The sequence below is a fragment of the Falsiroseomonas sp. HW251 genome (assembly GCF_050563545.1).
Lineage (GTDB): Bacteria > Pseudomonadota > Alphaproteobacteria > Acetobacterales > Acetobacteraceae > Falsiroseomonas.
The window spans coordinates 101,537-122,725 of the sequence record NZ_JBNXUM010000004.1 but is presented as its reverse complement, the minus strand read 5'-3'; the positions used below and the strand labels follow the sequence as shown (position 1 = coordinate 122,725).

At 72.6% G+C, this 21,189-nt stretch carries 23 protein-coding genes; 15 read left to right on the top strand and 8 right to left on the bottom strand.

All coding sequences use genetic code 11. From position 1 onward, the window contains the following. The first annotated feature begins 8 nt into the window (after positions 1–8). Complete coding sequence (locus ACLF3M_RS05965; RefSeq protein ID WP_430656147.1) at positions 9–281, top strand: acyl carrier protein; 273 nt, start codon at positions 9–11, stop codon at positions 279–281. Next, positions 278–1,681, top strand: coding sequence for a class I adenylate-forming enzyme family protein (locus ACLF3M_RS05960; protein ID WP_430655948.1), 1,404 nt, complete (start codon positions 278–280; stop codon positions 1,679–1,681). Before ACLF3M_RS05965 ends, ACLF3M_RS05960 begins: the two co-directional genes overlap by 4 nt. A gap of 9 nt (positions 1,682–1,690) precedes the next feature. Here the strand turns inward: ACLF3M_RS05960 and ACLF3M_RS05955 are convergent, their stop codons facing one another. Genes ACLF3M_RS05955 through ACLF3M_RS05945 form a run of 3 tightly spaced genes read right to left on the bottom strand, consistent with a single transcriptional unit; the run spans position 1,691 to position 5,530 of the window. After that, on the bottom strand, positions 1,691–2,485 hold the full coding sequence (locus ACLF3M_RS05955) for a hypothetical protein (protein ID WP_430655947.1): 795 nt from the start codon (positions 2,483–2,485) through the stop codon (positions 1,691–1,693). Next, the gene (locus ACLF3M_RS05950) at positions 2,478–3,467 is read right to left on the bottom strand and encodes an NADP-dependent oxidoreductase (protein WP_430655946.1); all 990 of its coding nucleotides are present in this window, start codon (positions 3,465–3,467) and stop codon (positions 2,478–2,480) included. Before ACLF3M_RS05950 ends, ACLF3M_RS05955 begins: the two co-directional genes overlap by 8 nt. A gap of 14 nt (positions 3,468–3,481) precedes the next feature. Continuing rightward, positions 3,482–5,530 carry a 4Fe-4S dicluster domain-containing protein gene (locus ACLF3M_RS05945; RefSeq protein ID WP_430655945.1) on the bottom strand — a complete coding sequence of 683 codons (2,049 nt, stop codon included), beginning with the start codon at positions 5,528–5,530 and terminating at the stop codon, positions 3,482–3,484. Positions 5,531–5,639: 109 nt separating this feature from the next. Here ACLF3M_RS05945 and ACLF3M_RS05940 point away from each other — a divergent pair, with 109 nt between their 5' ends. From ACLF3M_RS05940 to ACLF3M_RS05880, 13 genes are all read left to right on the top strand, one after another. After that, positions 5,640–6,350 (top strand): biotin/lipoate--protein ligase family protein, encoded by a 711-nt coding sequence (locus tag ACLF3M_RS05940; RefSeq protein ID WP_430655944.1) that lies wholly within the window; start codon positions 5,640–5,642, stop codon positions 6,348–6,350. Next, positions 6,347–6,883 carry a DUF6505 family protein gene (locus ACLF3M_RS05935; RefSeq protein WP_430655943.1) on the top strand — a complete coding sequence of 179 codons (537 nt, stop codon included), beginning with the start codon at positions 6,347–6,349 and terminating at the stop codon, positions 6,881–6,883. Before ACLF3M_RS05940 ends, ACLF3M_RS05935 begins: the two co-directional genes overlap by 4 nt. Then, the gene (locus ACLF3M_RS05930; RefSeq protein ID WP_430655942.1) at positions 6,880–7,938 is read left to right on the top strand and encodes a DUF6352 family protein; all 1,059 of its coding nucleotides are present in this window, start codon (positions 6,880–6,882) and stop codon (positions 7,936–7,938) included. Before ACLF3M_RS05935 ends, ACLF3M_RS05930 begins: the two co-directional genes overlap by 4 nt. Beyond that, positions 7,935–8,438 (top strand): DUF3305 domain-containing protein, encoded by a 504-nt coding sequence (locus ACLF3M_RS05925; RefSeq protein ID WP_430655941.1) that lies wholly within the window; start codon positions 7,935–7,937, stop codon positions 8,436–8,438. Before ACLF3M_RS05930 ends, ACLF3M_RS05925 begins: the two co-directional genes overlap by 4 nt. Further along, on the top strand, positions 8,435–9,124 hold the full coding sequence (locus tag ACLF3M_RS05920) for a DUF3306 domain-containing protein (protein WP_430655940.1): 690 nt from the start codon (positions 8,435–8,437) through the stop codon (positions 9,122–9,124). Before ACLF3M_RS05925 ends, ACLF3M_RS05920 begins: the two co-directional genes overlap by 4 nt. A gap of 180 nt (positions 9,125–9,304) precedes the next feature. Beyond that, on the top strand, positions 9,305–9,892 hold the full coding sequence (locus ACLF3M_RS05915; protein ID WP_430655939.1) for a TorD/DmsD family molecular chaperone: 588 nt from the start codon (positions 9,305–9,307) through the stop codon (positions 9,890–9,892). Between the two features lie 31 nt (positions 9,893–9,923). Further along, positions 9,924–10,145 (top strand): twin-arginine translocation signal domain-containing protein, encoded by a 222-nt coding sequence (locus ACLF3M_RS05910; protein WP_430655938.1) that lies wholly within the window; start codon positions 9,924–9,926, stop codon positions 10,143–10,145. Between the two features lie 16 nt (positions 10,146–10,161). After that, on the top strand, positions 10,162–13,083 hold the full coding sequence (locus ACLF3M_RS05905; protein WP_430655937.1) for a formate dehydrogenase subunit alpha: 2,922 nt from the start codon (positions 10,162–10,164) through the stop codon (positions 13,081–13,083). 2 nt (positions 13,084–13,085) lie between these two features. Next, positions 13,086–13,682, top strand: a complete 597-nt coding sequence (gene fdh3B / locus ACLF3M_RS05900; protein ID WP_430655936.1) for a formate dehydrogenase FDH3 subunit beta — start codon at positions 13,086–13,088, stop codon at positions 13,680–13,682. A gap of 11 nt (positions 13,683–13,693) precedes the next feature. Next, positions 13,694–14,716, top strand: coding sequence for a formate dehydrogenase subunit gamma (locus ACLF3M_RS05895; protein ID WP_430655935.1), 1,023 nt, complete (start codon positions 13,694–13,696; stop codon positions 14,714–14,716). Positions 14,717–14,954: 238 nt separating this feature from the next. Further along, a complete protein-coding gene (mobB, locus tag ACLF3M_RS05890; RefSeq protein WP_430655934.1) occupies positions 14,955–15,473 on the top strand; it encodes a molybdopterin-guanine dinucleotide biosynthesis protein B in 519 nt (172 codons plus the stop codon). A 6-nt stretch (positions 15,474–15,479) separates the two neighbouring features. Next, positions 15,480–16,751 (top strand): molybdopterin molybdotransferase MoeA, encoded by a 1,272-nt coding sequence (locus tag ACLF3M_RS05885; RefSeq protein WP_430655933.1) that lies wholly within the window; start codon positions 15,480–15,482, stop codon positions 16,749–16,751. Between the two features lie 62 nt (positions 16,752–16,813). Continuing rightward, complete coding sequence (locus ACLF3M_RS05880) at positions 16,814–17,662, top strand: creatininase family protein (RefSeq protein WP_430655932.1); 849 nt, start codon at positions 16,814–16,816, stop codon at positions 17,660–17,662. Positions 17,663–17,872: 210 nt separating this feature from the next. Here ACLF3M_RS05880 and ACLF3M_RS05875 read toward each other — a convergent pair whose 3' ends face one another. The 5 genes from ACLF3M_RS05875 to fdhD form a co-directional block, all read right to left on the bottom strand. After that, on the bottom strand, positions 17,873–18,871 hold the full coding sequence (locus ACLF3M_RS05875) for a Bug family tripartite tricarboxylate transporter substrate binding protein (RefSeq protein WP_430655931.1): 999 nt from the start codon (positions 18,869–18,871) through the stop codon (positions 17,873–17,875). Between the two features lie 83 nt (positions 18,872–18,954). Next, positions 18,955–19,410 carry a low affinity iron permease family protein gene (locus ACLF3M_RS05870; protein WP_430655930.1) on the bottom strand — a complete coding sequence of 152 codons (456 nt, stop codon included), beginning with the start codon at positions 19,408–19,410 and terminating at the stop codon, positions 18,955–18,957. A 66-nt stretch (positions 19,411–19,476) separates the two neighbouring features. Then, complete coding sequence (locus ACLF3M_RS05865) at positions 19,477–19,602, bottom strand: hypothetical protein (RefSeq protein WP_430655929.1); 126 nt, start codon at positions 19,600–19,602, stop codon at positions 19,477–19,479. 32 nt (positions 19,603–19,634) lie between these two features. Then, a complete protein-coding gene (gene mobA, locus ACLF3M_RS05860; RefSeq protein ID WP_430655928.1) occupies positions 19,635–20,285 on the bottom strand; it encodes a molybdenum cofactor guanylyltransferase MobA in 651 nt (216 codons plus the stop codon). Then, the gene (gene fdhD, locus ACLF3M_RS05855; RefSeq protein WP_430655927.1) at positions 20,275–21,171 is read right to left on the bottom strand and encodes a formate dehydrogenase accessory sulfurtransferase FdhD; all 897 of its coding nucleotides are present in this window, start codon (positions 21,169–21,171) and stop codon (positions 20,275–20,277) included. The genes mobA and fdhD overlap by 11 nt, the downstream gene beginning before the upstream one ends. Positions 21,172–21,189: the final 18 nt, after the last annotated feature.

The window sequence follows — 21,189 nt, the reverse complement described above, 5'->3', positions numbered from 1 at the left end:
TGACGGCGATGGCGCCTGGCAACGTGTACGAGCGGGTGCGCGACGTCATCGCCTCGGTCAAAGCCGAGGTGGCGCCGGTGCGGCCCGAGCAGATCGGCCCGGCATCCCGGCTGGACGCGATGCCGCTCGCGATGGATTCCGTGGACCTGGTCAAGATGATCGTCGGGCTCGAGGAAGCCTTCGACCTGGTCGTCGAGCCCGGCGAGATGCTCGACGCGCCGATGGAGACCGTCGCCGACGTCGTCCGCTCGGTCGAGCGGCTGCTGGGCCACGCGGCGTGACGGAGCCGCGCGGCGGCCTGGTGCAGCTCGCGCGCGGCTGGCTCGGCCGCGACGAGCCCGCCCTCGCTGCCGATCGCACGCAGTTCGGCTGGGCGGAGCTTCTCGCGCGCGCGGCCGAGGCCGAGGCGGAGCTCGCGCCCTTCGTTCAGGCCGGCGACGCCGTCGGTCTCTGTGCCGCCTCGGGCGTGGGCTTCGTCGTGCTGCTGCTCGCGCTGAACGCGCTGCAGGCCAGCGTCTTCCCCGTGCATGACGGGGCGACCGACGCGGAGCTCGCGCGTATCGCCGCGCATGAGGGCGCGCGTGCCGTGCTGCACGACAGGGAGCGGCCCGGCCTGCCCTGGCGCGACGGCGCGACGCTGTCGGTTGCGGGCCAGCCGATCGCGCTGCGCCTGGTTGGCCCGCATGCCGCCGCGCCGGGCGGGCCGGGGCTGCACCTCTACACCTCCGGCACCGAAGGAAAGCTCAAGGGCGTGGTGCGAGCGGAAGCCGCGCTGCTGGCCGAGGCCCGCAGCATCGTCGGCATGCTCGGCCTGCGCCCGGGCGTGCGCGTGCTGGCCGCAGTGCCGCTGAGCCACGCCTACGGCCTCGGCATGGGACTGCTCGGGCCGCTCGCGGGCGGCGCGACGATGGTGATCGAGCAGCCGCAGACGCCGCGCGCCTTCGCACGCTGCCTGGAGGCGCACCGGCCCGACATCGTGATCGGCGTGCCCGCGCTCTATGACCTCTGGTCGCGCGGCACGGGCGTGGCGCCAGCGGGCGTCGCGCGGCTCTGCATCAGCTCCGGCGCGCCGCTGCCGCCCTCCATCGCGGCCGCCTTCACGCGCGCCTGGGGCCGGCCGGTCGCTCGGCAATACGGCATGTCGGAATGCGGACCCGTCGCGATAGACCTGGAGGACCGGCCCGAACCCGGCTGCGCCGGCCGTGCCTATCCCGGCGTTGCCATCGCGGTCGAGGCCGAGGAGATCGTGGTGCGCACGCCCTCCGCCGCGAGCGGCCTGGTCGGTGGCGCGCTGGAGCCGCCGGGATCGCGCGTGCTGCGCACCGGCGACCGCGGCTGGATCGACGGGGAAGGCCGCCTGTTCCTCGCGGCGCGGCGGGCGCTGCAGATCAACGTGCATGGCAGGAAGCTCGACCCCGCCGAGGTGGAGGAGGCGATCCGCGCCGGTGTCGCGGTGCGCGACGTCGCGGTGATCGGCATCCCGACGCCGGCCGGCGACGACCGCGTCGCGGCGCTGGTCGCCGGAGACGGCGTCAGCGTCGAGGATGTTGAGGAAGCCTGCCGGGCGAGGCTCGCGGCGTGGAAGCTGCCGCGCCAGGTGGTGATCGCCGCCGCGGTGCCGCGCACGGCGGCCGGCAAGCCGGATCGCCCGCGGATCCTCGCCGCGTTGGGGTCTATTTAACCGCGCCCTTCAGGGCGCGCGGTCGAGAAGCGCCGCGATCTCCCGCCGCAGCAGTCCGATGGGATCGCGCCCCGGCGCGGCTGCGACGAGCGCGCGGTGGCCGCCCGGCAGCACCGCATGCCGCGCGCCCGGCAGGACGGTGGAGGCGACCGGCACCAGGCCGTCGTTCGGCCCGGCGCCGATCTTCCGCATCCAGCGGGAGAGCGGCACATAGGCGTGCTCGACCAGGCTGGTCTGGTCCGTCACGTCGCTCGCCAGCGAGGTGACCGGCACGCGCGACGCGAGATCGGCGATCGCGCCATCGCGTTCCGCCATCCAGGGTCCGCGCACCGCGACAGTGAGGTCGCGCAGCCCCTCGCCGTCGCCGATCTTCGCCAGCGCGACCAGCCGTTCCGACATCTCGCGCAGCGGCCCGATGCCGAGGGCGAGGTCGGCGACGGGCGAGCCCCGGAAAGGCGATTGCAGCGCGAGGAAGCCGCGGCAGCGTGCCGCGACATCGGGGATGAGCAGCGCCGACAGCGCCTCGAGGCCGCCCTTGCTGTGCGCGACCACGAGCACGCCGCCCGGCGCGCCGAGCACGGCGTCCGCGATCACCGCGGCGTTGCGCGCGACGGGCGCGGCGGAGGGCAACTTCACGCGCGTCGCATCCACGCCGATGCGGCGCAGCCAGTCGAGTTGGCTCGCCATGTAGTCCACGCCGATCGGGCGCAGCCCCGCCATCACCTCGCCGAACAGGCCGAAGCAGAGCAGCACTCGGGCGCCGTCGAGCCGCGCGGCAAGCGCGGCGTCCGCGGCCTCAGTCAAGGGCGACGACCAGCTTGCCGAAATTGCGCCCTTCCAGCAGGCCGATGAAGGCGGCGGGCGCGTTCGCCAGGCCCTGAACGACGTCCTCGCGCCAGGTCAGCCGGCCGGCCGCGATGTGGCCGAGCATCTCCGCGCGGAACTGCGCGTAGCGCGCCCAGCCGGTGTCGCTGACGATGAAGCCCTGGATGCGCAGGCGCTTGCGCACGACGGGGCCGAGATTGGGCCCGGGCGGCGGCGCGCCGTTGTACTGCGCGATCATGCCGCACATCACCATGCGCCCGAAGTCGCGCAGGCGCGGGAAGACGGCGGCCTGCACCGCGCCGCCGACATTCTCCCAGTAGATGTCCACGCCGTCCGGGCAGGCCGCGTCGAGCGGCGCCTCGAGCGGCTGCCGATGATCGAGCGCGGCGTCGAAGCCGAGCTCGTCCTTGACGAAGGCGCATTTCGCCGGGCCGCCGGCGATGCCGACGACGCGGCAGCCCGCGATCTTCCCGAGCTGCCCCACGACCTGGCCGACGGCGCCTGACGCCGCCGAGACGACCAGCGTCTCACCCTGCTTCGGCTCGCCAATGTCCTTCAGCCCGACCCAGGCGGTCAGCCCCGGCATGCCGAGCACGCCGAGCGAGGTCGACGGCGGTGCTTCCTTCGGGTCGATCGGGATCAGCGCCTTGCCCGGCCGCGCCGAGAAGGCCTGCCAGCCGAAGCCGCCCAGCACCCAGTCGCCTTCCCGGAAGCGGCCGTCGCGCGAGGCCGCGACCTCGCCCACCGCCTGGCATTCCATCACGCCGCCGATCGCGACGGGCTTCGCGTAGGATTTCGCGTCGTCCATGCGGCCGCGCTGGTAGGGGTCGAGCGAGAGGAAGCGGTGGCGCACCAGCACCTCGCCATCAGCGAGATCGGGCAGCGGCGCCTGGTCGAAGCGGAAGTCCTCGGGGACCGGCGCGCCGGAAGGACGGCGGGCGAGGAGGATGCGGGGGTTCATGTCGGGCATGCCGTCTATTCGCTCGCCTTCTTCGCGCGCTCGGCTTCGCGCAGCCAGTCCTCGCTCGTCTTCGTCACCGGCCGCGGCGCGCCGGCGTAGGGATCGACGCCGCCATCCGTGGCCGCGAAGACGCGGCAATCCTCGCAGAGGCGCAGCACCGCGAGCCGCGCGGGATCCCTGAACATCCAGTGCTGCGAGGCCGTCAGCTTCGACGTCACGCGATCGATCTGCGACTTCACGCCGAAGGGCCGGGCGCAGCGCTCGCAGCAGAAGGGCTCCTCCTCCTTCACCACGCGGATCTGCGCGGCGGCGGGATCGAGGTTGAGGCGCGGCACCAGCGTGATCACCTCCTCCGGGCAGGTCGCGGCGCAAAGTCCGCACTGCACGCAGGCATCCTCGAGGAAGCGCAGCTGCGGCGTCTCGGGGTTCGCCGACAGCGCGCCGGTCGGGCAGACGCTGGTGCAGGCCACGCAGAGCGTGCAGCCCGAGACCTCCACCCGCGCCTCGCCGAAGGGCGCGAGGGCGGGCATGGCGATCTCGCCCGTCCGCTTCTCCGCGCCCTCGGCCAGCGCGCGCGCGGCCTGGCGCAGGATTTCCCGCGACGCGCCCAACGCGAGATGCGCGGACGGCGGGAAGGGCAGGCCGCGGCGCGGGATCGCGCGCAGTGCCTCGCCGAGGGTGAAGGGATCATCGGTCTCGATCGCCGCGGCGCGCGGCGCGCCGTGGTCGGGGATGCCGAGGCCGTCCAGCACGCGCTGCACGTAATCGAGGTTTCGGAACACGCCCTCGGTGCCGTGCGCGCGCCGGCCCTTCGTCAGCAGCCGCAACTGCGCCGCGCCCCAGGCGAAGGCAGAGAGCAGGAAGCCGAGGTCGAGCGAGGAGACCTCGTTCACCCGCAGCGGCAGGACGCGGGCGGGCAGGCCCTCGCCCTGGCGGGCCAGCGCCTCGATCATGGCCTCGCCGGCCTCGTCGTGGACCAGCAGCAGCGGATATTCGCCGCCGGCCTCTCGATAGGTCAGCAGCAGCGTGCGCAGGCGCCGCAGCATCGCCTCGGCGGTCGGCAGCGCGTAGGCCGCCGCCCCGGTCGGGCAGACCGCGGCGCAGGCGCCGCATCCCGCGCAGATCTCGGCGCTGATCTGCACGCTGTCGCTGCCCCGCGAGCCTCCCGGCGCGACCCCCGGCGTGATCGCGCCGGTCGGGCAGAGGTCCAGGCACCGCGAGCATCCCGTCCGCCGGTTGCGGCTGTGCGCGCAGAGCCCGGCGTCGAAGGTCACGAAGCGCGGCTTGTCGAACTCGCCGACGAGGTCGCGCGCCGCGGCGACCGCGCGCTCCAGCGCCGCGGCATCGGCGGGATCGGCGCGGAGATAGCCCTGACGCACCTCATGCGCGGGGAAGAGCGGCGCGCCGCCCGAGAGGTCCACCACGATGTCGCAGCGGCTGACCGCGCCGTCCTTCGTCGGCCCCCAGTGGTAGGCGGCGCGCGAGGACGGCCGCGGCATGGCGTAGCCGTCCACCGTCACCTCGAAATCGCCGAGCCAGCCCGTCGCGCCGCGGGCGCGGCCGCGGGCGACAGGGAATTCCGCCTCGCGCAGCGGCTGCACTTCCTCGGCGCCGGCCAGCAGCACCGTCACGTCCAGCGTATCGGCCAGCTTGCGCGCGGCCTCCAGCGCCGTCGCGTCGCGGCCGAGGACGAGCGTCACGCCCTCGCTCCGCATCGGCACCAGCGGCACCGCTGGCATCGGCGCGGCGGCGGCAGCGATCAGCGCGGCCATCTTGGGGCCGGCGGCGCGCGCCTCGTCCGACCAGCCCGCGGTCTCGCGGATGTTCACGAAGGAGAGCGGCGCGGCGAAGCCGGCCTCCTCGGCCTCCTGCCGGAACAGCGGGGCCTGGGCGGTGCAGGCGACGGTAACGGGGTTGCCTTCCGCCAAGGCCGCGGTGAAGCGGTCGAGCTGCGCGAGGCAGAGCTGCTCCGCGGTGCGGAGCTCTCCCTTGCAGCCGCGCGCAATGACGCGGCCGTCCAGCGGCATCGTGTCCTCGCAGGTGCAGACGAAAGTGGTGGTCATGCGCGGGGGCCGGCGTTCCCTTGTCCCCCGACCACTAGGCTCGGGGATTGCGGGCGCATATATCCCCGGCGCCGCGCCGTTGCGAGGGAGGGAGGACGTCTTTCCGGCCGTGTCCGCCGTGCTGCCCGAACTGCCTTCCGTCTTCACCCCCGTCGTGCCGCTGCGCGAGGCCGGGGATGCGATGGCGCGCGCCGTCGCGCTGGCCCCCCAGCACGGCGCCGGGAGCCTTGCCTGGGTGCGCAGCGCCGCCCGGATCGAGGCCGCGGTGGTGCTGGAGCCCGAGATGACGCTGGCCGCCGCCCGCGCCGCGCTGCTGGCCGGCGCCTCCGCGCTCGGCGACGCGCTGGCCGCGTTCGGCCCGCCGGAGGTGCCGCTGACCTTCCGCTGGCCGGACCGCGTCGTGGTGAACGGCGGCGAGATTGGCCGCGTCCGGATCGCCTGGCCGGATGCTTGTGCGGAAGACGCCATTCCCGACTGGATCGTGGTGGGCGCCGAGGCGCGGTTGATGTTCCCCCAGGGGTGGGAGCCCGGCCACGGTCTCGGCCAGACCGCGCTGCAGGAGGAAGGCTGGGACCTGGCCGAGGCGACGGCGGAGGAACTCACCGCGGCCTGGGCGCGGCACCTGATGGCAGGCCTCGCGGAATGGCAGCGCACCGACCCCGCCGGCGGCTTCCGGCGGCTCGCGGAACGCTATCTCGCCCGTCTCGAGAAGGTCGAAGCCCTGGACGGCAAGCGCGGCCTTGATCCCGCCACCGGCGACCTGATGGTGGATCGCGACGGCGCGCGGACGCGCTTCCCGCTGACGGAGGCGCTGGCGTGAAGCTGCCGCGCACCATCCGTCTCGATCCTTCCGACACGCTGATCTTCGACCGTGCGGCCGAGCCCGGCGAATGGGCGGTCCCCGGCGGCTTCGCCTTCTGGGACGAGGATCCCGCCTCTATGTCCGGTCGCCGGCGCCAGGAATTCCGTGGCGGCTTCCTCGGCCTCGGCTCCTTCGGCTGGTCCACGCTGGTCGAGGTCGCGGAGATCACGTCGGAGCAGCGCGACGCCGCCGTCGCGGCGCTGGCGGCCCATATCCGCGCCGCGCATGGCGCGCCCGACGACGCGGCCGCGCGCGCCGCCGCCGAGGACGAGATCGGCTTCGCGCAATCGCTCTGCGACCACCCGCCCGGCACGGTGCTGGCGCTGTCGCGCAGCATGGAGGACGGCGCGCAGCGCGAGCGCTTCCGCACGCTGCACCGGCGCGACACGCCGCATCGCGACTTCGGCGGGCTGCCGGTCTTCGGCATCGAGATCGTCGAGGAGGACGCGGCGGAGACGCCTGACCTCACGCGCCTCGGGGGCGGCGGATGAGCCATCACCATCACCGCCATCCCGCTCTCGCCCCTGGCGATTTCTGGGTCGCCAGCGGCCATCACCTCTGCGACCGCGACGTCGAGGGGCGGATCCACGCGACGCCGGACCTCTGGCGCGCCTTCTGCGCCCGGCCGGAACTGATCCCGCCGGAGGAGGCCTGCGACGCCGAGCGCGCGCTGCATGCTTCGCTGCTCGCCGACCCGCTGCGCGCCGTCGCGCCGGCGGAGATCGCTCAGATGGCCGATCCGGATGCGCGGGAGAACTGGCAGGTCTTCCTGTCTTTCCGCGACCGCGTCGCCGCCGCGCCCAACCTGGAAGCGGCGTGGGTCCGGCTCTATGCCGATGGGGTGGCGGGCATCCCGCCGCTGTTCCTCCAGATGCTGACGCATCTCGTCGTCCGCTCCGCCATGGAAGGCACCGGCGATCCCTTCGTGCTGCGCGCCGCGGAATGCCTGTTCCGCCCGCAGCGGGCGGGCATCCACCAGGGCTCCACCCTGCTCGCCGACGAAGAGGTGCTGGAGGCGGCGTCGCGCGACGGCGATTTCGGCGCGCTCGGCCAGCTGCTGGTGGAGGCCGGCATGCCCCCGCGCGAGGTCGAGTTGGATGTCCTGACGGAGGCCAACGCGCCCGGCTATTTCGCGCGCTCCGACGCGCATGACCTCGCCCTCGACATCGTCCAGGGCAGCCTCGGGCAGCAGGCGCTCGGGACCGCCATCGCCGTCTTTATCCGCCACATGCTGGGCGAGGCGGTGACGATCCGCCCCGTGCCGGTGATCGAGGACCGGGACTGGACCTGGCATGTCGGGCTGGACGCCGAGGCGACGGCGATCGCCAACGACCTCTGGCACGGCAAGACCGTGGCACAGGCCAGGCTGGCGCGGATCCTCTGGCTCGGCGTGCTGGAGTTCGGGGATGCTTCGCGCGTGCTGCCGCGCGTCGCGGGCAAGCCGGTCTACCTGGCGCTGGCGATGGACGCCGCGCAGAAGGTCCGGCTGAAGCCGCAGAACCTGCTGGCGGGGCTGCCGCTGCTGGGGAAGGAGGCCGCGGCGTGAACCCCAAGTCGCTCCGCATCCCGGTCGCGGTGATCGCCGAACGCCGCCCCGGCACGACGAAATGGTCGGACGAGGTCTGGCGCGTGGTGGAGGTGCTGGAAGCCGCGCTGCCGGTCGAGCCCTGGACCAGGCTCCGCGAGGAAGCCGGCCGCACGCTGTTCTTCGCCGGGGAGAGCGAGGTCATGCTCCACCCCACCGACACCAGCAACTACAAGCACAACCTCGAGGCCGCGCAGCCCCTGGTCTGGGTCGTGCTGCGCCATGCCGGGACGGCGGCCGGCATCGCGCTGCACACGGTCACGGTGGACCCCGGCGAGGCGCATCTGCACGCCGATGCCGGCAACGACCTGCTGGAGGCGCTGCCCATGCCGCCCGGCCTGCGCGAGGCGACCGCCGATTTCGTCGCCCGCCACCACGTCGAGCGCGCCTTCCACAAGCGCAAGCGCGACCGGGCTGACCCCGAGGCGCTCGCCCGCCGCACGCGGGACGAGGAGGAATGAGCGCCGAGGCGCCGGAGGAAGAGGGCTTCCTGTCCCGCTGGTCGCGCCGCAAGCGCGCCGCCGCGGACGCACTGCCCGAACCGCCCGCCGAGGCGGCGCCCGAGGCGCCGGCCCTGCCCGAGGCGCCGGCGCGCGCGGCCTGCCCGATCCCGAAGCTGCCGCCGGTGGACCTCGATGCCCTGCCGAGCATCGAGGAGCTGACGGCGCAGTCAGACTTCTCGCTCTTCCTGCGCCCCGGCGTTCCGCAGGTCCTGCGCAACGCCGCGCTGCGGCGGATGTGGAGCCTCGATCCCGCGATCCGCGATTACATCGGGCCGGTGGAGTACCAGTGGGACTTCAACACGCCGGGCGGCCTTCCCGCGGGCTTCGCCAGCGAACTCGGCGGCGATGTCGCGAAGCTGCTGGCCCAGGCGATCGGGAAGGTCGAGGAACTCGCCGGGCCGGAACCGGAGGCGCCGCTGGCCGAGGCGACCCCGCGGGAAGCCCGCCTGGCCGGATCGCCCCTGCCGGGGATCGAGGCACCGGTGCCGGAGGCGCTGACGGCCCCGACGGCGGAGGCGCTGGCGCCCCCCGCGCCGGAGGCGCTGACGGCCCCGATGCCGGACGTCATGCCGATCCAGCCGTCGCCCCCCGACACGCCCGCGCCGCCGTCCCGGCGGCGGCATGGCGGCGCGCTGCCCGCCTGACAGCCTCTCCACGCGCACCGCCCCAACCAATAGTAGTTACATGTCCAATCCGTCAGGTGGGTCTTGCATCCGCCGGCGTTTCGGTCGCATACGGCATCGGCTTGGCAACTTGAACTATCGTGCCATCTGGGCTGCAAGCCGCGGGAGATGCCGCGGTGGCGTCCGGAAGGTGGGCGAGGAATGACGGGGACGGAAACGCAGGAACAGCTCGACGCCGAACGCGCGCGGCTCTTCGCGCTTCTCGGTCGTCTGATGGGCGGCGCGCCGGACGCCCCGCTGCTCGCCCGGCTGCGCCTCCTCCGCCCGGCTGGCGGCGAGCTCGGCGAGGCCTATGGCGCCCTCGCCGCTGCGGCCTCGGTGACGCCGGACGCGGCGGAGCGCGAATATTTCAATCTCTTCATCGGCGTCGGGCGCGGCGAGCTGCTGCCCTTTGCGTCCTACTACCTCACGGGCTTCCTGCACGAGCGGCCGCTGGCCGAGCTGCGCGGCGACCTCGCCGAGATCGGCATCGCGCGGGCCGAGGGCGTGGCCGAGCCCGAGGACCACATCGCCTTCCTCTGCGAGACCTATGCAGGGCTGATCGCCGGGGCCTTCCCCGGCGGCGCCGAGGAAGCCGGGCCCTTCTTCGCCCATCACCTCCGTCCCTGGGCAGGCCGGCTCTTCGCCGACCTCGAGAAGGCGGAAGCGGCGGGCTTCTACCGCGCGGTGGGGCGCCTCGGGCGCATCGCCATGGACATCGAATCGGCGGCAGCGGACCTGCCGGCGTGACCTGAACCACCACCAAGAAGGAAAGACGACGATGGCGAGGGGGGATCGTGCATCGCTGCGACGGGGGTTCCTGAAGGCGCTGGGCATCGGCACCGCAGCGGCGGCCGCCGCGCCGGCGATCGCGCAGCGCGCCGACAGCGTGCCCGCGCGCGACGCGCGGAAGGAGAACGAGGGCCAGCGCATCGCCGCGCGCTACCGCGCCGACGCCGCGGACGTGCAGGCCTTCTACCGCACCAACCGCTACGAAACCTGAAGCGGGGGCAGGGACCATGCTGATCAAGCGCTCCGAGGGTCGCGCCGCGCGGCAGCGCCTCGCTTCGGCCTATGCGGGCCTTTCCTCCGGCGGGCTCGACCGCCGCGGCTTCCTCCGCCAGGCCGGCCTGGCCGGCGCGGGGCTCGCCGCCCTCGGTGCGATCGCGCCGACACGGGCGATGGCGGCGGGTGCCGCGACCGGCGTGCAGGACCACCGCCGGCCCGTCACGCGCATCAAGAACCTCTGCACGCACTGCTCGGTCGGCTGCACCGTCACCGCCGAGGTGCAGAACGGCGTCTGGGTCGGGCAGGAACCGACCTGGGAAAGCCCGATCAACCGCGGCACGCATTGCGCCAAGGGTGCCGCGGTGCGCGAGCTCGTCCATGGCGACCGGCGGCTGAAGTTCCCGATGAAGCTGGTGGACGGCCAGTGGCAGCGGACGACCTGGGACACCGCGCTGGCCGAGATCGCGGAGAAGCTGATGGAGGTCCGCGCGGCCTCCGGCCCCGACAGCGTGTTCTGGCTGGGCAGCGCCAAGTTCACCAACGAGGGCGCCTATCTCTTCCGCAAGCTCGCCGCCTTCTGGGGCACCAACAACGTCGATCACCAGGCGCGCATCTGCCACTCCACGACGGTCGCCGGCGTCGCGAATACCTGGGGCTACGGCGCGCAGACCAACAGCTACAACGACATCCGCAACGCCAAGACCATGATCATCATGGGCGGCAACCCCGCGGAGGCGCATCCGGTCAGCCTGCAGCACGTGCTGTCGGGCAAGGAGAGGAACCGCGCGAACCTCATCGTCATCGACCCGCGCTTCACCCGCACCGCGGCCCACGCGACGGAGCATGTGCGCATCCGCCCGGGCACCGACATCCCCGTGATCTGGGGCATGCTCTGGCACATCTTCCAGAATGGCTGGGAGGACAAGGAGTTCATCGCCCAGCGTGTCTACGGCATGGAGGAGATCCGCGCCGAGGTCGCGAAGTGGACGCCGGCCGAGGTCGAGCGCGTCTCCGGCGTGCCGGGCGACCAGCTCCGCAAGGTCGCGGAGCTGTTCGCGACGCAGAAGCCGGCAACGCTGATCTGGTGCATGGGCGCCACGCAGAAGACCGTCGGCACGGCCAACGTCCGCGCCTATTCGATCCTGCTGCTGGCCACCGGCAATGTCGGCGCGCCGGGCACGGGGGCCAACATCTTCCGCGGCCACACCAACGTGCAGGGCGCGACCGACTTCGGCCTCGATGTCGGCACGCTGCCCGGCTACTACGGCCTCGACGAGGGCGCCTGGCGCCATTGGGCGCGCGTCTGGGGCGTGCCCTACGAGAACCTCCGCGCCCGCTTCGACAGCGCGGAGATGATGGCCGCACCCGGCATCCCGACCACGCGCTACTTCGATGCGGTCACCCTGCCGAAGGACCAGATCCAGCAGCGCGACCGGCTGAAGGCCATGATGGTCTTCGGCCATGGCGGCAACACAGTTACCCGCATGCCCGAAGCCGTGAAGGGGCTGGAAGCGCTGGAGCTGCTGGTCGTCGCCGACCCGCATCCCACCACCTTCTCCGTGCTGTCGGGCCGGCGCAATGGCACCTACCTCCTGCCGATCTGCACGTCGTTCGAGGCGGATGGCAGCCGCACCGCGTCCAACCGCTCGGTGCAGTGGGGGGCGAAGATCGTCGATCCGATCTTCGAATCGAAGAACGACTACGAGGCGATGTACCGCCTGGTGACCGCCATGGACCGCGCGGCGGCGCGGCGGAACATGCCGATCCGCTTCCGCGACGACATGTTCAAGGACATGGAGATCAGGAACGACGCGCCGACCGCCGAGAGCATCCTGCGCGAGATCAACCGCGGCTCGCTCTCCACCGGCTACACCGGCCAGTCGCCGGAGCGCCTCAAGCTCCACATGGAGCACCAGGACAAGTTCGACATCGTGACCCTGCGCGGCCGCGAGGGCACGCCGGTCGCCGGCGACTTCTACGGCATGCCCTGGCCCTGCTGGGGCAAGGCGGAGTGGCGGCACCCCGGCAGCCACGTCCTCTACAACACGCGGCTGCACGTGAAGCAGGGCGGCGGCACCTTCCGCCCGCGCTTCGGCGTGGAGCGCAACGGCCAGACGCTGCTCGCCGAGGGCTCCTGGTCCGAGGGTTCGGAGATCCGCGACGGCTATCCCGAATTCACCACGGCCGTGCTGCGCCGCCTCGGCTGGTACGACGACCTGACCGCCGAGGAGAAGGGCTGGATCGAGGCGAACGGGGGCAACTTCTCCTGGGCGACCGACCTGTCGATGGGCATCATCCGGGTCGCCATGGAGCATGGCTGCGTGCCCTACGGGAACGGCAAGGCGCGCGCCGTCGCGTGGAACCTGCCGGACCCCGTGCCGGTGCATCGCGAGCCCATCTACACGCCGCGCCTGGATCTGCTCGCGCAGTTCCCGACGCTGCCCGACCGGCGCGGCTTCCGCCTGCCGCATCTCGGCGTCACCGTGCAGAACCGCTCGCGGGAGGTCGCGCGCGACTTCCCGATCATCCTCACCTCCGGCCGCCTGGTGGAATACGAGGGCGGCGGCGAGGAGACGCGGTCCAACAAGTGGCTGGCCGAGCTCCAGCAGGACATGTTCGTCGAGATCAATCCGCGCGACGCCGCCGCGCGCGGCATCCGCGACGGGCAGTGGGTCTGGGTCACCGGCCCCGAAAGCAACAGCAAGGCCCGCGTGAAGGCGCTGGTGACCGAACGCGTCGGGCCGGGCGTCGCCTTCATGCCCTTCCACTTCGCCGGCTGGTTCCAGGGCGTGGACCAGCGGGCGAAGTATCCGCAGGGCACCGACCCGATCGTGCTCGGCGAGAGCGTCAACACCGTGACCACCTACGGCTACGATCCCGTGACCTTCATGCAGGAAACGAAGGTCACGCTCTGCCAGATCAGGAGCGCCTGACCATGGCCCGCATGAAGTTCCTGTGCGACAGCGACCGCTGCATCGAGTGCAACGCCTGCGTCACCGCGTGCAAGAACGAGCACGAGGTTCCCTGGGGCATCAACCGCCGCCGCGTCGTGACCATCAACGACGGCAAGCCCGGCGAGCGCTCGATCTCCATGGCCTGCATGCACTGCACCGATGCGCCCTGCGCGGCGGTGTGCCCGACGTCCTGCTTCTACACGACCGCCGATGCGGTGGTGCTGCACGACAAGGACACCTGCATCGGCTGTGGCTACTGCTTCTACGCCTGCCCGTTCGGCGCGCCGCAGTATCCGCGCGTCGGCAACTTCGGCAGCCGCGGCAAGATGGACAAGTGCACCTACTGCGCCGGCGGCCCGCAGGACGACCAGTCCAGCGCGGAATACGTGCAGTACGGCGCGAACCGGCTCGCCGACGGCAAGCTGCCGCTCTGCGCGGAGATGTGCTCGACCAAGGCGCTGCTGGCGGGCGACGGCGACATCATCGCCGAGATCTACCGCACCCGCGTCCAGACCCGCGGCTATGGCTCGGGCGCCTGGGGCTGGCGGACCGCCTACAAGACCTCGGACAGCGTGTGAGGATGATCGCGATGATCGCACGCCTCCTCCCCGCACTGGCGCTGGCGCTCGGCCTGGTCGCCGCGCTGCCGGCGGCCGCGCAGTTCGGCGGGCCCGTCAGCGGCACGCCGACCAACCCGGTGCCGGCCACCGCGACCGCGGATGAGCTCGAGCTGCAGAAGGCGTTGACCGGCGGGCGCATCGCCGGGCGGATCTCCATCCCCGACGAGCGCGCGGCGAGCCTGATCCAGCCTGAGGGCCGCGAGTGGCGCGAGTTCCGCACCACCGTGCTGTCCTGGGTGGGCGGCATCGCCGTGCTCGGCATGCTCGGCATCGTCACGCTCTTCTACCTCGGCAAGGGCCGCATCCCAATCGATGGTGGCAAGGCCGGCCACAGCATCCAGCGCTTCAACGTGCTGGAACGCGGCGCGCATTGGATGACGGCGGGGAGCTTCGTCGTGCTGGCCCTGAGCGGCCTGAACCTGACCTTCGGTCGCTTCCTGATCCTGCCGCTGATCGGGCCGGAGTCCTTCGCGGCGCTCTCGCTGTGGGGGAAGTTCGCCCACAACTTCCTCGCCTTCCCCTTTGCCCTCGGCGTGGTGCTGCTGTTCCTGCTCTGGGTGAAGGACAACATCCCGAACAGGCTCGACATCGCCTGGTTCAAGGCCGGCGGCGGGCTCGTCGGCCACGGCCACCCCGAGGCCGGGCGCTTCAACGGCGGCCAGAAGATGGTGTTCTGGATCACCGTCCTCGGCGGCGCGCTGGTCGCGGCGTCGGGCTTCGTGCTGCTGTTTCCCTTCTGGTTCACCGACATCGCGGGCATGCAGGTCGCCTACATCGTGCATGCGCTGCTGGCCGTGCTGATGATCGCCGCGATGATCGGCCACATCTATATCGGCTCCGCGGGGATGGAGGGCGCCTTCGACGCGATGGGCTCCGGCCAGGTGGACCTGAACTGGGCGAAGCAGCACCACGGCCGCTGGGTCGAGGAGGAGACGCGCAAGGCGCGCGGCGCCGCCGCCCCGCGTGGCGCCCGGGCGCAGGGGGCGGACTAGCTTCGGCGCGGGGTGGCCCGGGGAGGGCGCTGCCCTCCCCGATACCCCACCCGCCAGGGGCCGGCGGGCCCCTGGACCGCGATCAGTTCAACGCCGGAGAGGGAGGGGGCCGTAGTGCCTCCTCCCTCTCCGGCGTTAAAGCGAATGGGTTCCAAGGGTCCACTGACCCTTGGTGGGGTGGGTTCGGGAGGGGCAACGCCCCTCCCGAGGCACCAGCAACGAAGTGAGGTCTAACCCTTTGCGGCTGATCGGACTCGCGGGCTGGAGCGGCGCCGGCAAGACCACGCTGATGACGCGGCTGATCCCCGAGCTCGCCGCGCGCGGGATCGCGGTCTCGACGCTGAAGCACGCGCATCACGCCTTCGACATCGACCGCCCCGGCAAGGACAGCTACGCCCACCGCTCCGCCGGCGCGCGCCAGGTGCTGGTGGCCAGCGCGAACCGCTGGGCGCTGATGAGCGAGCTGCGCGGCGCGCCGGAGCCGGGGCTGGCGGCGCTGCTGCGAAGGCTCGATCCCGTTGATCTCGTGATCGTGGAGGGCTTCAAGCGGGATTCCCACCCGAAGCTCGAGGTCCATCGCGGCGCCAACGGCAAGCCCTGGATCCATCCCGAGGATCCCTTCGTGCTGGCGATCGCCTCCGACGTCGCGCCGCCGCCCGGTCCGCTGCCGCGCGCGCATCTCGACGACATCGCCGCCATCGCCGATCTCGTGCTGGCCAGGGCGATGCCGCTGGAAGCCTTCCTGGCAGCGGGGTAGCGACCGATGGCCCAGCTCAGCGACGACTGCTTCGCCTTCGGCGGCCCGCTCCTCGCCGTCGAACAGGCCCTCGCGCTGATCGCGGAGCGCGTGCCGCCGCTGCCGGGCGCCGAGCCCGTCGCGCTGCGTGACGCCGCGGGCCGCGTGCTGGCGGAGGATCTGCGCGCGCCGATCCCGCTGCCGCCTTTCTTCAACGCTGCCGTGGACGGCTACGCCTTCCGCCATGCCGACCTATCGCCGGCCGGCGAGACCCGCCTGGCGATCGCGGGCCGCGTGCAGGCCGGCGCCGCGGCATCGGGCATCACGCCGGGCACCGCGATCCGCATCTTCACCGGGGCGCCGATGCCCGACGGCGCCGACACCGTGATGATGCAGGAGGACGCCAAGGAGGAAGCCGGCGCCGTCATCCTGCCGCCTGGGCTGAAGCGCGGCGCGAATTGCCGCCCCTCGGGCGAGGACGTCGCCCTCGGGGAGGTCGCGCTGGAGGAGGGCAGGCGGCTCGGCCCGGCGGAGATCGGGCTCACCGCGGCGCTCGGCCTCGCCTCGGTCGGCGTGCGGCCGCGTGTGCGCGTCGGCGTGTTCAGCACGGGCGACGAGCTGGCCGAGCCAGGCGCCGCGCTCGGCGTCGCGCGCACCTATGATTCCAACCGCTTCACGCTGATGGCGCTGCTGCGCGGCCTGCCGGCGGCGGTCACCGACCTCGGCATCCTGCCCGACGACCCCAACGCCACCGCGCGCGCGCTGCGCGAGGCCGCCGCCGCGCATGACCTGCTGCTCACCTCTGGCGGCGTCTCGACCGGCGAGGCCGACCATGTGAAGGCCGCGATCGAGGCCGGCGGGAAACTCGTGTTCTGGCGCCTCGCGGTGAAGCCGGGCCGGCCGGCGGCGATGGGCGTGGTCCGCCCGGCCGGCGGCGGGGAGGGGTTCGGGACGCCGGTGATCGGCCTGCCCGGCAATCCCGTGGCCGCCGTCGTCACCTTCCTCCACCTCGCGCGGCCGATGGTGCTGCGGCTCGCCGGCGCGGGGGAGGAGACGCTGCCGCGCTTCGCCGCGACAGCGGATTTCGCCTACCGCAAGAAGGCCGGGCGGCGCGAATACCTGCGGGTGTCGCTGGCCTTCGGCGACGACCTGCCCGTCGCGCGCAAATACCCGCGGGAGGGCGCGGGGCTGCTGACCTCGCTGACGGAATCCGACGCCTTCGCCGAACTGCCGGAGGCGGTGACGCAGGTCGCCCCCGGCGACCGCGTGCGCGTGCTGCCCTTCCGCGCGGTGTTCTGACGCCCCCTGGCTGGCGGGCGACTTCTGGGCTTTCCTGCCGCGAGATCGAGCGGAGGAAGCGCATGCCCGGCAGGCCCAGCGTCTGGTTGCACGAACTCTCCTGGAACGAGGTCGCGGACCAGCTCTCGCGCGACGACGTCGTGCTGGTGCCGATCGGCGCGACGGAACAGCACGGGCATTTCGCGCCGCTGCTGCTCGACACGGGATGGGCAATCCAGGTCGCGGAGGACGCGGCGAAGCGCGCGGGCTGCCTGGTCGCGCCGCCGCTGCATTACGGCTGGTCGCATGGCCACATGGCCTATCCCGGCTGCATCGGGCTGAAGGCGGAGACGCTGACGGCCGTCGCCGTGGATATCGGGGAATCGCTGCTGCACCAGGGCTTCCGACGCATCGTGCTGGTGAACGGCAACCGCTCCGCCAACCTGGCGCCGATGGAGATCGCGGCGGTGAAGTTGCGGCTTTCGACGGGCGCGCTGGTCGCGGTCGCGGATTGCGGGCAGATCGCCAGGGATGCGGTGGCCGCGCTCAGCGACGGGCCGGTCAACACCAACGGGCATGCCGGCGAGAGCGAGATCTCGATGGTGCTGGCCTACTATCCGCATCTGACCGACTTGGCGAAGGCGCCGGGCGGCTTCGTCCCCGGCCATCTCCCGCGAGAGACCGGCAGGCCGCGGCGCGGCCATTCCGGGGTGGACCCGCGCCAGGACGGCGACAGCGTCTACCTGCCCGCGCTGCCCGAGGAGTTCCGCGCGCGGACCGAGGCGCGGCAGGGCGTGGACGGCGATCCCACCACCGCCACGGCCGCGAAGGGCCGCGCGATGGTGGAGGCGATCGGCGCGAATCTCGCCGACTTCGTGGCGGAGCTGCGCGGGATGCCGGTGCGGGTGAAGCCGCCGCCGGCGGTGGGGTGATGCCGTCGGGCCGTAATGCGGTTTCGGTTGTCGCGTGGACCCCCACCCGCCCTCGCTCCGCTCGGGCACCAGCCTACGCGTTGTTGGCTGAAGCCAACCGCTCCGGCGCCGACGCGGTGCGTCGGCCCCCGCAAGCCGGAGAGGGTTCAGTGGCGCCGAGCGCTCCCTCTCCCGCAAAGCGGGGGAGGGTCGGGGTGGGGGTAATGGATCCTACTGCCGCTCGATGCCGGCCTGCTCGATGACGCGGCGATAGGTCGCGATCTCCTCGACCAGGCGCGACTGCAGCGCCTGCGGTGTGCCGGGCTGCGGCACCAGGCCGAGCGCCAGCAGCCTGTCCCGGATGTCGGGCTGCGCCAAAATGCGGTTGAGCTCGCGGTTGATCCGCTCGACCACGGCCGGCGGCGTGCGGGCCGGCGCCTGGATGCCGTTCCAGGATTCCGCGACATAGCCGGGCAGGCCGGCCTCGATCGCGGTGGGCACGTCGAGCAGGCCCGGGAAGCGCTGCGGCGAGGAGATCGACAGCGCCTTGATCCGCCCGCCCGGCCCGATCTGGCCGATCACCGGCGGCAGCGTCTCGAAGGCCAGGTGCACGTCGCCGGCCGCGACCGCGTTCACCAGGTCGGGCGTCGAGCGATAGGTCACGACCTCCGCCTGGATCCCCGCCATCACCCGGAACAGCTCGGCCGAGAGGTGCTGCGCCGTGCCGACCGCGATGGAGCCGAGGTTGATGGATCCCGGCCGCGCCTTCGCCGCCGCGATCACCTCCGTCAGGTTTCGCCAGGGCGCGTTCGGCGCGACCAACTGCACGTGGCCGAAGGTCGAGATCATGCCGACCGGCGCGAAGTCGCGCTCCGTGTCGAAGGGCAGCGACTTGTAGAAGGCGGCCGCGGTGGGTGAGGTGCTGGTGACCAGCAGCAGTATCGTCCCGTCGGGCTCGCCGCGCGCCACGGCCTCGGCGGCGACGATGCCGCCGGCGCTCGGCCGGTTCTCGATCAGCACGGGCTGGCCCAACGCGTCCTGCAGCTTCGGGGCGAGCAGGCGCGCCGTGATGTCGCCCGCGCCGCCGGGGGCGAAGCCCAGGATCCAGCGGATGGGGCGCCCAGATGCAGGCTGCGCGCCGGCGCCGCGCGGCGCGGCCAGGGCGACGGCCGGCAGGGCGGCCAGCAGGGCACGACGGCGCAGCGCCGCGGGGCGGACGCGATGTGTCACGGGTGTTTCCTCCAAGGGTGCGGCGCGCGACGCGGCCGCCGGCGCGGAGGATGCGCGGGGAGAAGAAGCCCGGCAAGCGCGGGTCAGGAGGTGGCGCGCTCCGCGGCGGCCTGCGCCTTGTCGTTCGCCGCGGCCTCCGCGACGTCGGCGACGCTGCGTAGCACCTTCGCCCGCGCCTCGCAGCGCTTGCGGATCTCGTCGAGTTCTTCCTCGGTCAGGCGCTCGATGCCGATATAGGCGTTCTGCGCGGCGCTGGTGCGGATGAGCTCGTCGAGCTTGGCCTGGATCGCCGCGGCGTCGCGGTTCTGGGTGTTCTGGATCAGGAACACCATGAGGAAGGTGATGACGCTGGTGCCGGTGTTGATGACCAGCTGCCAGGTGTCGGACCAGCGGAAGAGCGGGCCGGTGATCGCCCAGACTACCAGCACCGAGAGGGATAGCAGGAAGGCCCAGGGCCGCCCCACCGCATGCGCGGCGCCGGAGGCCCAGGCTGCGAAGCGGGCGGCGACGCTGCGGCGGGGATCGGTATGGCCGTTCACGCTGCTGTAACGACCGGCGGGGCCCGCCGTTCCGCCGGCGGGATGCGACGGCTTGCCGTCACGCCGTCAGAGGCGCACGCCCTCGGTGGTGAAGCGCTCCTCCGCCGTGACTTGCATGCTGGTGTCGAGCACCGCGAAGGCGCAGGCGGCGATGATCAGGGCCGCTATCGCGCCGAGCAGGATGGATTTCATGGCTTGCTGGCCTCCCCGAGGTCGTTGCCTCGTCAGGTAGAGGGGGCGGTGGCCAGGCGCAAGATGCGCTCCGCCTCGGCCAGGTCCTCCGGGGCGTTGGCGTTGAAGAAGGGGTCGAAGGGCTCGGCGGGCCAGTCGGCATGGGCGCAGCCATGCCGCGCGGTCCAGCGGTCTATCTTGCGCTCGCCTTCCAGCAGCGCGGCGCGCAGCGCGCCCCGCAGCGCGACGGGCCAGAGCCCGATCGGCGGATGCGCCTGGCCGGCCGACCGCGCGCAGGCCAGCGGGACCGCCTCGGCGGCGCGGGACGCGTGCAGGCGCGCGACGAGGTCGGAGGGGATGAAGGGCGCATCCCCGGTGACGGAGACGACCCAGGGCAGGGCGGGATGCGCCGCCGCGGCATGGTCGAGCGCGGCCAGGATGCCGGCCAGCGGCCCGGGATGGCCGGGCAGGGTATCGGCGATCACCTCCAGGCCATAGGCCGCGAAGCGCGCGGGATCGCCATTGGCGTTGATGACGATCGCCGCTGCCTGCGGCCGCAGCCGGTCGAGCAGGTGGTCGAGAAGCGACCGCCCGCCCACCGTCCGGAGCGGCTTGTCGCCGCCGCCCATCCGCCGCGCCAGCCCGCCGGCGAGGACGACGGCGAGGGTTCCGCCCGCCTGCGGCGCTACCGTGTCAGCCCTCATCGGCCGACAGCGCCTCCGCGCTGTTCTTGCGCCAGTGCTTCGCACTCTCCTCCGGCACATGGTCGAGCTCGGCGTCGAGGATCAGCCGCTCCTCCCCGGCCAGCGCGACGAAGCGCTTGCCCTTGCAGCGCCCGATCAGGGTGAGGTTCGCCTCTCGCGCGAGCTCGACGCCCCAGGCCGTGAAGCCGGAGCGGCTCAGCAGGATCGGGATGCCCATCCGCACGGTCTTGATCACCATCTCCGAGGTCAGGCGGCCGGTCGTGTAGAAGACCTTGTCCTCGGGCCGCACGGCCTCCCGGAACATCCAGCCCGCGATCTTGTCCACGGCGTTGTGGCGCCCGACGTCCTCCATGTAGGCGACCGGCTGGTCCTGGAAGCAAAGCGCGCAGCCATGGATCGCCCCAGCCTCGAGGTAGAGGCTCGGCAGGGTGTTGATGCGGTGCAGCAGGCGATAGAGCCAGCTTGTGCGCAGCCTGGCCTCCGGCGCCAGCCGCACCGTCGCGAAATCCTCCATGAGATCGCCGAAGGCGGTGCCCTGCGCGCAGCCCGAGGTGAGCGTCTTCTTCTTCAGCTTCGCCTCGAAATCGGTCTGGCTCTCCGTCCTGACGACGACGACGCCGAGATCCTCGTCGTAGTCCACGCCCGTCACGCCGTCCTCGCGCCGCAGCATGCCCTGGTTCAGCAGGTAGCCCAGCGCCAGGTCCTCCGGCCGGTCGAGGATCGTCATCATGGTCACGATCTCCTGGCCGTTGAGATAGAGCGTCAGCGGGCGCTCCACCGTCACTGCGGTCTCGATGCGGGCGCCGGTGTGATCGAGCCCCGCGACGCGGCGGGTCAGGCGGGGATCGGACGGGTCCGGCTTCACCCGGAGAAGGGGCATGTCCATGTCGGCAAGGGTGGGGAT

What these genes read in the sequence shown, in the direction of transcription:
- ACLF3M_RS05880 (WP_430655932.1), top strand. Translation starts at nt 16,814, where the DNA reads ATGCCCGGCAGGCCCAGCGTCTGGTTGCACGAACTCTCCTGGAACGAG.
- ACLF3M_RS05920 (WP_430655940.1), top strand. Translation starts at nt 8,435, where the DNA reads ATGAGCGCCGAGGCGCCGGAGGAAGAGGGCTTCCTGTCCCGCTGGTCG.
- ACLF3M_RS05885 (WP_430655933.1), top strand. Translation starts at nt 15,480, where the DNA reads ATGGCCCAGCTCAGCGACGACTGCTTCGCCTTCGGCGGCCCGCTCCTC.
- ACLF3M_RS05965 (WP_430656147.1), top strand. Translation starts at nt 9, where the DNA reads ATGGCGCCTGGCAACGTGTACGAGCGGGTGCGCGACGTCATCGCCTCG.
- ACLF3M_RS05945 (WP_430655945.1), bottom strand. Translation starts at nt 5,530, where the DNA reads ATGACCACCACTTTCGTCTGCACCTGCGAGGACACGATGCCGCTGGAC.
- ACLF3M_RS05895 (WP_430655935.1), top strand. Translation starts at nt 13,694, where the DNA reads ATGATCGCACGCCTCCTCCCCGCACTGGCGCTGGCGCTCGGCCTGGTC.
- ACLF3M_RS05915 (WP_430655939.1), top strand. Translation starts at nt 9,305, where the DNA reads ATGACGGGGACGGAAACGCAGGAACAGCTCGACGCCGAACGCGCGCGG.
- ACLF3M_RS05865 (WP_430655929.1), bottom strand. Translation starts at nt 19,602, where the DNA reads ATGAAATCCATCCTGCTCGGCGCGATAGCGGCCCTGATCATCGCCGCC.
- ACLF3M_RS05930 (WP_430655942.1), top strand. Translation starts at nt 6,880, where the DNA reads ATGAGCCATCACCATCACCGCCATCCCGCTCTCGCCCCTGGCGATTTC.
- mobA (WP_430655928.1), bottom strand. Translation starts at nt 20,285, where the DNA reads ATGAGGGCTGACACGGTAGCGCCGCAGGCGGGCGGAACCCTCGCCGTC.
- ACLF3M_RS05910 (WP_430655938.1), top strand. Translation starts at nt 9,924, where the DNA reads ATGGCGAGGGGGGATCGTGCATCGCTGCGACGGGGGTTCCTGAAGGCG.
- ACLF3M_RS05905 (WP_430655937.1), top strand. Translation starts at nt 10,162, where the DNA reads ATGCTGATCAAGCGCTCCGAGGGTCGCGCCGCGCGGCAGCGCCTCGCT.
- fdh3B (WP_430655936.1), top strand. Translation starts at nt 13,086, where the DNA reads ATGGCCCGCATGAAGTTCCTGTGCGACAGCGACCGCTGCATCGAGTGC.
- fdhD (WP_430655927.1), bottom strand. Translation starts at nt 21,171, where the DNA reads ATGGACATGCCCCTTCTCCGGGTGAAGCCGGACCCGTCCGATCCCCGC.
- ACLF3M_RS05950 (WP_430655946.1), bottom strand. Translation starts at nt 3,467, where the DNA reads ATGAACCCCCGCATCCTCCTCGCCCGCCGTCCTTCCGGCGCGCCGGTC.